Origin of the sequence: Paenibacillus sp. M-152 (assembly GCF_003856555.1) — a bacterium.
Lineage (GTDB): Bacteria > Bacillota > Bacilli > Paenibacillales > Paenibacillaceae > Paenibacillus > Paenibacillus polymyxa_C.
In genome coordinates this window covers 19,160-29,368 of record NZ_CP034141.1, presented here as the reverse complement: position 1 = coordinate 29,368, position 10,209 = coordinate 19,160, and the positions used below count along the sequence as shown (strand labels likewise).

Annotated in this window: 10 protein-coding genes; 7 read left to right on the top strand and 3 right to left on the bottom strand. The window is 44.0% G+C overall.

Annotated elements, in window-relative coordinates; translation table 11 throughout:
* The first annotated feature begins 16 nt into the window (after positions 1 to 16).
* The 5 genes from EGM68_RS00140 to EGM68_RS00120 all read left to right on the top strand — a co-directional run bounded on the left by EGM68_RS00140 (position 17) and on the right by EGM68_RS00120 (position 3,700).
* Positions 17 to 796, top strand: a complete 780-nt coding sequence (locus tag EGM68_RS00140; RefSeq protein WP_129548473.1) for a class B sortase — start codon at positions 17 to 19, stop codon at positions 794 to 796.
* Between the two features lie 201 nt (positions 797 to 997).
* Positions 998 to 1,570, top strand: a complete 573-nt coding sequence (locus EGM68_RS00135) for a uracil-DNA glycosylase (protein WP_129548472.1) — start codon at positions 998 to 1,000, stop codon at positions 1,568 to 1,570.
* 197 nt (positions 1,571 to 1,767) lie between these two features.
* The gene (locus EGM68_RS00130) at positions 1,768 to 2,328 is read left to right on the top strand and encodes a DUF4303 domain-containing protein (RefSeq protein ID WP_129548471.1); all 561 of its coding nucleotides are present in this window, start codon (positions 1,768 to 1,770) and stop codon (positions 2,326 to 2,328) included.
* Between the two features lie 51 nt (positions 2,329 to 2,379).
* Positions 2,380 to 3,021, top strand: coding sequence for a hypothetical protein (locus tag EGM68_RS00125; RefSeq protein WP_129548470.1), 642 nt, complete (start codon positions 2,380 to 2,382; stop codon positions 3,019 to 3,021).
* 142 nt (positions 3,022 to 3,163) lie between these two features.
* Positions 3,164 to 3,700, top strand: a complete 537-nt coding sequence (locus EGM68_RS00120; RefSeq protein WP_129548469.1) for a hypothetical protein — start codon at positions 3,164 to 3,166, stop codon at positions 3,698 to 3,700.
* A 67-nt stretch (positions 3,701 to 3,767) separates the two neighbouring features.
* Here the strand turns inward: EGM68_RS00120 and EGM68_RS00115 are convergent, their stop codons facing one another.
* The 3 genes from EGM68_RS00115 to EGM68_RS00105 all read right to left on the bottom strand — a co-directional run bounded on the left by EGM68_RS00115 (position 3,768) and on the right by EGM68_RS00105 (position 7,606).
* The gene (locus EGM68_RS00115) at positions 3,768 to 4,148 is read right to left on the bottom strand and encodes a hypothetical protein (RefSeq protein WP_129548468.1); all 381 of its coding nucleotides are present in this window, start codon (positions 4,146 to 4,148) and stop codon (positions 3,768 to 3,770) included.
* A 207-nt stretch (positions 4,149 to 4,355) separates the two neighbouring features.
* A complete protein-coding gene (locus EGM68_RS00110; RefSeq protein ID WP_129548467.1) occupies positions 4,356 to 6,350 on the bottom strand; it encodes a serine hydrolase domain-containing protein in 1,995 nt (664 codons plus the stop codon).
* A 167-nt stretch (positions 6,351 to 6,517) separates the two neighbouring features.
* The gene (locus EGM68_RS00105; protein WP_013373855.1) at positions 6,518 to 7,606 is read right to left on the bottom strand and encodes a GntR family transcriptional regulator; all 1,089 of its coding nucleotides are present in this window, start codon (positions 7,604 to 7,606) and stop codon (positions 6,518 to 6,520) included.
* A gap of 289 nt (positions 7,607 to 7,895) precedes the next feature.
* Here EGM68_RS00105 and EGM68_RS00100 point away from each other — a divergent pair, with 289 nt between their 5' ends.
* Together EGM68_RS00100 and EGM68_RS00095 are read left to right on the top strand one after the other, a co-directional pair.
* Positions 7,896 to 9,509 (top strand): xylulokinase, encoded by a 1,614-nt coding sequence (locus EGM68_RS00100; RefSeq protein ID WP_129548466.1) that lies wholly within the window; start codon positions 7,896 to 7,898, stop codon positions 9,507 to 9,509.
* 1 nt (position 9,510) lies between these two features.
* A complete protein-coding gene (locus tag EGM68_RS00095) occupies positions 9,511 to 10,206 on the top strand; it encodes an L-ribulose-5-phosphate 4-epimerase (RefSeq protein ID WP_129548465.1) in 696 nt (231 codons plus the stop codon).
* Positions 10,207 to 10,209 lie beyond the last annotated feature (3 nt).

Below are 10,209 nucleotides of genomic sequence, written 5' to 3'. Positions count from 1 at the left end.
GAAAGGCGGTAAGAAAATGAGTAAAACTAAAAAAGTTCTTATCGCCGTTTCCTTCCTTGTGTTGGTATTCTCTCTCGCCAATATAGCGAGAATTTTCCTGTGGGGTTATGCCGATCAAGTGAAAATCGAAGAGTTAGCAAAAGTTTGGGAGGAACAATCGGACAAAGGAGGAGGGGAGGCGATCCCCTCCCCTTTGATTACGAAAGCGAATGAGCCGGTCATGCTTCCCGAATTTCGAGAGCTTTACGAGAGAAACCCGGACATCGTCGGTTGGCTGAAGATTAACGGCACCCGAATTGAGTACCCGGTTATGCAGAATCCACAAGATGAGCAGTACTATCTCAATCATGATTTCGATAAAAAGAAGAGCAAACTCGGTCTCCCCTTTTTGGACGAGCACAGCCGGATCAACGGTTCCGATATTTTACTGATTCACGGACATCATATGAAAAACGGCTGGATGTTCAAAGATTTGATGAAGTATAAGCAAGAAAGCTTCTATAAGGAGCATGCTACGTTCCAGTTCAGTACACTTTATGAAAAGGAAGAGTATGAGGTTGTTGCCGTTATTCTGTCACAGGTTTATCGCAAATCAGATGATGTATTTAAATACTACCAGATTGAGAAAGTAAGTACGCCCGCCGAGTTCGATTCGTATGTTCAGAACATCCAAAAACTTGCTCTATATGAAACGGGTGTGACCCCTCGTTATGGCGACAAGCTTATTGTACTGTCTACGTGTGAGTACTCGACCGAAAACGGTCGGTTAGCGGTGGTCGCTCGAAAGCTTAAATGACGATGTTGAAATACGGAGTCAAGCTGGTTTATATCGCGTTCTCCTCTGGAGGACGCGATTTTTTTACGCTTCTTTTGATCCAGTTTAGGTGCCCTTACTTTTTCCGATGGACCCGTTATGCTGAACCTTAGGCAAGTTTTTGCTTGAGGTGGGCATAATAGATTCATTGTGTGTGAAAGGAAGGGGCTACACGACAAGGAAATGGATCATCCCTATGTAATTTTACCTGAAGAACAAGCACCCGATGGTATAGAGCATTGTGAAATTTGCGAGCTATCCAAGCAGCGGAATCGTGTCATCTGGGGTGAAGGAAATCCGAAAGCTCCACTTATGATGATTCTGGATAATCCCGGAGCCCGGGAGGATCGGGAAGGAAATTCGTTTTTATGCGGTACCCGAGAAACACTACAATACGGCATGAGAGAGGCTGGGATAGACGTAAATGATGTTTATGTCACCTATTTGCTAAAATGCCGACCGATGCGTGCCTATAATAAACCCGAGGCTAGAGCCGCGTGTCTCCCTCATCTACAGTTGCAGCTCTTTCAGAAGCAGCCGCTTGTATTATTTGGATTTGGTAATGTCGTAGTGGAAGCCATATTCTCTAATAAGGAGGGTGCCAGTGTCAAGGAGTTACGAGACACCTGGTATGAGTTACAGGGTACGCCCATCAGTTTCACCTATCACCCGCTTGCAGTAAGAAGACGACCCAATCTACTTAGGTTCTTCGTAGAAGATTTGAAAGCTTTGAAGGAGAAGTGGAAAGAGATTTAGCTCAAGCAGGATATATAGATTGACGAGAATATTAAAGGAGAGAGGCTGGTTGTGCCAGCCCCTTTTTCATTTTTTTCTCCAACTCTGTTTTTAAGCGCTTATTTCCAGGATTCAGGCAAGAAGTAGGTAGATTTAGGACAAACAATTTTTATAATGGAAATAAGATATATATTTTATGGGGCTAAGGGGCGAATGTCATGAAACCGACGCAAGAGATAGAGGCGCTGACGGCAGAGATTGCCGATGTGGCTAGGACGTCCTTTCGCACTCTGTTTGAAAATGGCGAACGTTACTATTACTGCACGCTATTTACGACTGGAGAGGGACATGCGCCAAGTATCTCCGCCTGGTCATGGGAGGCCTTGGAGAGAGAAGCGGCCAGGCAAGGAGAAGAAAGCGACACACCGGAATCAACGATTGCGGAACTCATCAAATGGTCCTATGCCGATTCACCTTATTGTTGTTTTAGAGATGAGAACTTCGATGATGTTAAACAATTGTTTATGGAGCGTCCTTCCATTGCGGAACTTGAAGCTGACGAATGGAATCGTGAATTTGATTCGAGGCTGAAGGCCATGGAGCTAGCGATGAAAAGGCTCGATGATGAAGGCGTATTTGCCTTGAATCAACCGCGAGAGTCTGTATGCGTCCTTGTCGAGGTTATGCCGCCAGATGAGATCAATACCGAAATCGCCCTACGTTTGAATCGGGCGGAGTCTCCGGCTATGCAAGCATGGCTGGCGGAAGCGGCAGAGTAAGGGTATTCGCATTTAAGCACCTCGTTAAGTTTCTTGAGGGAGAGTTGTAAAATGCCTAATGAAAACCAAAAGAATATTTTAGTTGAGAGAACAAATTGTATTCTTTATTATGCGGGATCGGCCCTATTGAACGAACATAGTGCAGGCTGGATCGGTGGGAATGCACCTGAATTTTTTGATGATCAAGAAGACCTCATTCACGAAGGTAACCAAAAATATGTTTTTTACTTGAGTCTCGTCCATCCCTTTAAACCTGAGAGTATGATTTCGGTCTTCATCCCTGAAGACTATGAGGAGTATTTGGAAAATAACATTTATCCTAATTGCTCGATCAAGGTGATTGAGCATCCCATTTCGACTGAAAGCGTCAAAGATATGTTTACTAACCCAGGTCTTACAAAGCATGCAATTTCAAACGGGGAGCTAAGCCATGACGAAAAATCGATGGATCAGTCTTTTTTAATCAAAGTAGGCGGAAACCCGAGACTTATTCAAAATGAAGACTATTATTTTACGAAGCTGAAGGAGGAATCACTCTCTTTTTTATTTCAGGTAGATGAAGATGGCTACCCCGAAACGTTGCTTCAGGAGGATTACAATTATCCTTTTGGTTTTGGATCACTATATATTTTCGCCAAAATGGGGACGACTGAGATACAACATCCAGTAGCAGGTTTTTGGCAATTCTCTTGATATAGCGTGGGGACCTTTAGGAGGACTTGAACGGCGGTGAGCCCATCCAACGATTTTCGGCGTGCATATGCCCCATTCGCACAAGCAGGCAGCCCGCCCCTGGCGTAAACTGAATTATAATCAGTGAGCGAGGTGAACTTCCATGGCACAATCCAAAGAGATGCGTGCACGGGCTAAGAAGTTTCAAGGCCGTCCGGTCTGTGTCACCCTGCACAACGGAGAGACTTACGTCGGCTACATCACTGACGTTAATCGTGGCGGGTTGGTACTTGCGAGTACTGGAGCTCCCCCACGTGCTTCTTCCGGGAAGCAAGATTCCCGATCTCTCAAACGTAGAGCTGGTGCGCATGCCCCAGGCGTCCGTCTCGGCAACCGGAGAAGCGGCGCACGCAAACCATCTGGCCGTTCGCGCTCCCGCAAGCCGGATGCCAAGGTGTCGGCATTCCTACCGATGATGGGCTCGCTGTTCGGCGGACTTGGTGGACTTGGCGGTGCCACTGCGGGCGCAGGAGGGCTTGGAGGTATGCTCGGCGGCGGCCTACGGCTGTTCGGTATGATCCAGAAATTTGTCCCTGTTGTGAAGATGGGCTACGGTATGATCAAGTCCATTCGCCCATTTCTCGGCGCCGTTAAAGGCTTGATGCCCTCGGCTAGTCCGACCACGCCGAATAACGAATAATCGTTAACCTGTGGACTTTAAGCTCCCTTTGGGTGGTCAGAGGGGGCTAGTCCACAAGCCATTACGACTACCACTGTCTAATCCAGATTGGCTTAAACTCGCAATAACCCATTTCTTTTAGTAAATCCCAGGCATGATCCAGAACTTGAGGTCTCCCCTGAATCCAAAGCTCTTGTCGTTTTGCTATCAAGTAAGAGATGATTTCAGCGATATGCTTGGGTTTACCCAGATGAATAACAGTTTCCATTCCATTAATTTGTGCTGGAATGTCATAAAAGGACCAAGAAGTGTGAGGCTCTTCTTCAGGAGGGTCTGCCTGGAAGATTAACGTAATCTTGATGTTTTTATTTTCTTTCGGAGATAGGTTTAAGATGAAGCTAGACCCGCCTGTATACCAATAAACGAATGCATAACCGTCAACCGTAATATTTCTCAATTGGCTTTTCATTATTTTCCCCCTCACTATATGTTGGTTAAAAGATGATCGGCACCTGCGACTCACCTTTGATTTAATTATGGCGTGGCAGAGCCTGAACATTCCGAAATCGGATTTACGAGGAATCCGAAAAATGTAAAACGCTACTGATGTTCCGTTGTCAGTAGCGTTTTTGTATATTAGGAGTATTATTTTACTTTTTCTATTTAATCTTTTGAATTAGTGACTGATTGGCAACGTATAGTAATTAAATGCTTGATCCAACAAGGCACTGGCTTCTTGACGCTTCAAAAGCTGTTTGGAGCGGAAGTCTATGGAGCCGTCTACATTGATCTTGGTATTCGGGTCCATGATACCTTGGGAAACCAAAGCTGTGACTGCTTTAACTGCCCAAGCATCCGTTTCGCCACTCAATTTAACCTTAATTCCAGGCTCAACCTGTTTCAGGTTCTGGATCATTACCGCCGCCATTTGTCTAGTGATAGGAGAATTAGGCTGATAATTACGTAGTCCCGCTATCATCTGCTTCTTATTCGGTTCAATCATGAAAGGTTGTTTATACCACCCGTGGGCGCGCAGTAGCACTTCTGAGAATTCTCCCTGAGTCATCGTTCCTTTCGGATCGAAGAGGTTGGCTGACTTTCCGCTCATGACTTCCAAAGCATTAAGGTTGTTTATATATGAAATATATTTACTATCCGCAGGTACATCAGAAAATGGTGAATCAATGTTTACTTTTTGCGCATAAGCAACGAGGTCTGGGAGCTGCATGTAATACAAATATGCAATATGGCCTGCTTCATTTTTATTAAACGTCAATTTATTACCTGATTCATCTTCAAATAATAAAGGGTGGATCATTTTTAGTGTATGTTTGCCTGATGTTCCTGTCTCCATTATTAATTTCCCGTCCGAATACGAAACCTTCGTCCTTAAGGCAGCGATACGCGTGTTTTGGTATAATCCCACGTAGTCTTGGGCCTGCTGCTCACTTAATGTCGCGTAGGTTGACTTTGGAACCTCCGATTTTCTCGGATAATAATGATTCATAAATTCTTCATACACGTCAAGACTCATCATGGAGTCGTTATTGTAGGACATGTACATCGCTGTATTCTTCTCAGGCAGAATAACAATCAAGGAAGAATGCCCTGTAACATTCCCTCCTTTTAGAATCACATGCTGATTATTCATCTTCTCTTTGAAGTAGCCTTCGAATCCAATTGTTGTAACCGGGAACTCCTTGTCAGGGAATAATTGGTATGTGTGCATTTGCTCTATGCTCTTTGGGCTCACCACTTCTTTACCTTTGTACTTGCCTTTGTTCAGGTGCATAATGAGGTACTTTGCCATGTCATCTGCGGTTGAAACGATACCGCCTTCAGGTTTTTCCGTTGGTTTAAACCCGTCCAAGGGAATCAGTTCACCTGTTGGTCCATAGTGAGCAGCCATTCTGCTTAACAATTGGGGGGTAAACCGCACACTCGTCGAATTCATGCCTAACGGTTTGAAAATATTCTTTTCCATATATTTGGAATATGACATACCCGTTACGTTTGCTACTGCATATCCCGCTAGCATGAAACCAAAATTGTCATAAGTGTACGCTTCTCCTGGGGGCCTGACCACAGTTGGCATATTTGATGCAATGTACTTCTTCATTGGAAAATATTTGTCCGCGTATTCTGGATGCATCTCCATGAGAATATCTGGTTCATCAAATCCACTTGAATATGTAAGTAGATCAAACATCGTCAGTTTTTTTCCTGTTTTATTCGGAACCTTTATTCCTCCTAAATACTCTTGGATATCGTGTTTTAAATCCATTTTTCCTTTATCAACCAACTGCATAGCTGCCAATGCAGTGAATGACTTTGTAACAGAGCCGATTTGAAAAACGGTATTTTTATCAACAGGGATTTTTTTGCCTTTGTCGGCATACCCGTAACCTTTGCTTAGTATCACTTTCCCACCTGCGACGACCACAAAATTAGAACCCACGGTATTAAACTTTTTCATCTTGTCCGCAAAAACACCATCTGCAAAAGCTTCTAGTTCCTTGGCATCTCGCGGCCCCTCCAAGCTAGCCTTTTCAGATGCAACTGGTATGTTAACGGGTGCGGCAACTGACGCGCCGTTGGGTGCCATACATGCGGTAGTTATCGTAGTAGATAATAGTAGAACCGCGAGAATGGTGTAAATCATTTTTTCCATGAATGGTTTCTCCTTGAAATGTATTTTTGCCTTATGCGTCCGGCAAAACCCAGTATGGCAAAGGATTTGTCATACCAACAAGTTACATTTCGTCACCCACCATACCAAATCACTCCAAAGTGTCATATGACAATTAGGCACTAGGTTTAAAGGGGCTATGAACCCCTTCAATTCAGTTTCTTCTTTACTGTCTCTCCTTCGATTAACACGGGCTGGTAATAGGTGTTGTTGCTTAGATCCTTTTTCCCTTGCAGTTTCTTAATTACCCAATCGGCGGCATCACGGCCCATTTGTTCCTGTGGGTGTGTCAATGTCGTGAGTTTGATGTTCGCATTTTTGGAAATATAGGAATTATCTTGACCAATAATGGACAAATCTTCGGGAACGGATATTCCAAGTTGTCTGCATACATGTACAACTTCTAATCCGACCTCGTCGTTATAGCAGACAATTGCGGTTAAATCGTCTCTTTGTTCGGTCAGGAATTTCTTCAAGTTGGTGGATAGGTCCTGCTTTGTCTCTGTATAGAATGAGAGCACTTGCTCTGGGTGAAACCGTAATTTGGCTTCTCCAAGCGCTTTGATATAGCCCTTCATTCGATACTTTCCTTGTAAATCGTCCATTTTGGCAATGATGCCGATCTGTGTGTGTCCGTTAGCGATCAATTCTTTGGTTGCCAGATAGCTGGATTGTACGTCATCGAGGCAAAAGAAAGGCACTTCCAACTCTTCATAATAAGCATTAATCATGATGAATGGAACATCCTGTTCCTTGAACGTCAGGTAGTAAGCGATATTGGGATTATATAGATTGCTCTTCGTAGGCTCAATGATCAAACCGTCTACACCAAAGGACAACATCATCTCCAAAGCTTTCTTTTCCTGTGCGACATCATTATTGGTGCTCGCTAATAGTAATGAATAATTATCTTCATTTAATCTGGCCTCAATTCCGCGAATAATAGAGGGAAAGATGTAATCAGAGATGTAGGTCGTGATGACTCCAATGGTTTTATTACTGGAATTCCCACCGGTTTTTGATCGGAATTGGTTGCTGACATAGGTGCCCGATCCTTTTTCACTTCTTAAAAAACCTTCGTTGGATAGTTCTAAAATAGCCTTGCGAACCGTCTGGCGACTAACTTTATACTTATCCTGCAAAGCCAATTCCGTTGGAATTTGTTCTCCTACGCTGTATGCTCCTGAAAGAATGTTGCTTTTTATATCCTCAAGGATAACCTGATACTTTGGTTTCACTTTATTCCTTCTTTCCAAGTTGTTCTAATACTAATTGATGCATCCATAATATTTGTATGTACATATTTTAGCATAATTATGAGTTTATTATAATCTATTGTCCTATCTGTATAAATACTAAAGATAAAATAGAAAAATACTCGGTTCATCATACTATTTGTAGGCATAACTATGTTTTAGTGTTGACAAATGTACGCACAAAAAATATACTAAGGCTGTAAACAAAAGAAAGCGCCTTCTTTGATTATTGCAGTTATAACAGTTGTTCAGAGAGAGGAGTAACGTGAGCATGGATCAAGACATTAAACAAGCGATTACTAAGGGAGAAACCTCACTTGGTATCGAATTTGGATCCACACGTATCAAGGCAGTGCTGATTGATCATCGTTTTGAAACAATCGCATCTGGAAGCTATGAGTGGGAAAACCTCTTGGTAGACGGATATTGGACGTACAACTTAGAGACTATCATTACGGGTCTGCAAGAGGCTTATAGTGAAATGAAACAAGAGGTTGAACAAAAATATGGAGTCACCCTTCATACGGTTGGTTCTATAGGATTCTCTGCAATGATGCACGGATATATGGCTTTTGACAGCAAGGGTGAGTTGCTTGTTCCGTTCCGGACTTGGCGGAATGCGACAACCGGGGCTGCAGCAAAAGCTTTAACTGATAAATTCCAATTCAACATTCCTGAGCGATGGAGTATTGCTCACTTGTATCAAGCGATATTGAACGAAGAACAACACGTTCCTCATATTGATTTTATGACGACGTTGGCTGGATATATTCACTGGCTGCTGACTGGCAACAAAGCAATTGGTATCGGAGACGCTTCGGGTATTTTCCCAATTGATGAGACTACACATGATTATAACGAGTCGATGGTTAAGCAGTTTGATGAACTCATTGCAGCCAAAGGCTACGATTGGAAATTACAAGACATTATTCCTAAAGTTCATATCTCGGGCGAGCAGGCAGGTGTACTAACCGCAGCTGGAGCCAAAATCTTAGATAAATCCGGCGATTTACAACCAGGTATTCCGCTTTGTCCTCCAGAAGGTGATGCGGGAACAGGAATGGTCGCTACGAATAGTGTGAGAAAACGTACTGGCAACGTGTCTGTGGGAACCTCAGTTTTTGCCATGATTGTATTAGAGAAGGATCTTTCGGCGGTATATCCGGAAATTGATCTGGTGACTACACCGAACGGGAATCCGGTCGGAATGGTTCATGCCAATAACTGCTCAAGTGATCTCAATGCTTGGCTGGGCTTGTTCCGTGAATTTTATGAGGCCATGGGGCAAAAGGCAGACCCGAATCAATTATTCAGTGTGTTGCTGAACAAGGCTTTGGAAGCAGACCCAGATGGCGGCGGCTTACTTAGCTACGGCTATTTGTCAGGAGAGAATATCACCGGAATAGAGAAAGGCCGGCCATTGTTTGTCCGCTCCCCTGAGAGCCGTTTCAATTTGGCCAATTTCATGCGCACTCATCTGTTCACTGCGTTTGCTGCTCTGAAAATCGGGATGGATATTCTGACAAAGAAAGAAAACGTCGCAATTGACAGCATTCTAGCTCACGGTGGTCTATTTAAAACCCCTATCGTCGGACAAAAGATTGTTGCGGCAGCCATGGATGTTCCGGTATCAGTGATGGCAACAGCTGGAGAAGGCGGAGCGTGGGGTATGGCTATTCTGGCTTCTTACATGATGAACAAGGATCAACAAGAAAGTCTGGAAGACTTCCTCGACCAAAAAGTATTCAGAGATGTTGAGGGACAAGAAATTCATCCTGACCGTTCCGATGTTAAGGGATTCGAAACATTCCTAGAACGCTACACACAAGGCCTGGCGATTGAGCAGGCTGCTGTAGATAATCTAGTGGAAAACTGGAGGAATTGACGTGTTAGAGCAGCTGAAAGAAGAAGTATTTCAAGCCAATCTGGATTTGCCTAAACATGGACTCGTGAAATACACCTGGGGTAACGTCAGCGCGGTTGATCGTGAACGCAGCTTATTCGTTATTAAACCGAGTGGTGTTAGTTATGACACGATGAAACCTAGCGATATGGTAGTTGTTGATTTTGACGGCAATGTTGTTGAAGGAGAGATGAGACCTTCATCGGATACACCGACTCATGCCGTACTTTACAAGCACTACGCAGAGATCGGCGGTATTGTGCATACGCATTCGACTTGGGCGACGATTTGGGCCCAAGCGGGCCTGGATGTACCTGTAATGGGGACTACTCATGCAGACACCTTCTATGGTTCTGTTCCCTGTGCTCGTTTCCTGACACAAGAGGAGATTGATCGTGGCTACGAAGCCGAAACCGGCCGTGTCATCATCGAAACTTTTGAGCAGCGCGGGCTGGATATTTTAGCAGTGCCGGGTGTCCTGCTTAAGGGTCACGCTCCCTTCACTTGGGGGAAAGATGCGAAATCCGCAGTTATGAATAGCGTCGTGTTGGAAGAAGTTTCGAAAATGAACTTATTCGCACGGGAATTAAATCATTTTGCCGAAGAATTGCCGCAGCGCATTCTGGATAAACACTATTTACGCAAACATGGGAAAGACGCTTACTACGGCCAAAAATAAGAC

Bases quoted from the DNA above. Each gene is read 5' to 3' on its own strand.
- EGM68_RS00110 (WP_129548467.1), bottom strand. From the start codon at position 6,350: ATGGAAAAAATGATTTACACCATTCTCGCGGTTCTACTATTATCTACT.
- EGM68_RS00140 (WP_129548473.1), top strand. From the start codon at position 17: ATGAGTAAAACTAAAAAAGTTCTTATCGCCGTTTCCTTCCTTGTGTTG.
- EGM68_RS00120 (WP_129548469.1), top strand. From the start codon at position 3,164: ATGGCACAATCCAAAGAGATGCGTGCACGGGCTAAGAAGTTTCAAGGC.
- EGM68_RS00100 (WP_129548466.1), top strand. From the start codon at position 7,896: ATGGATCAAGACATTAAACAAGCGATTACTAAGGGAGAAACCTCACTT.
- EGM68_RS00135 (WP_129548472.1), top strand. From the start codon at position 998: ATGGATCATCCCTATGTAATTTTACCTGAAGAACAAGCACCCGATGGT.
- EGM68_RS00130 (WP_129548471.1), top strand. From the start codon at position 1,768: ATGAAACCGACGCAAGAGATAGAGGCGCTGACGGCAGAGATTGCCGAT.
- EGM68_RS00125 (WP_129548470.1), top strand. From the start codon at position 2,380: ATGCCTAATGAAAACCAAAAGAATATTTTAGTTGAGAGAACAAATTGT.
- EGM68_RS00115 (WP_129548468.1), bottom strand. From the start codon at position 4,148: ATGAAAAGCCAATTGAGAAATATTACGGTTGACGGTTATGCATTCGTT.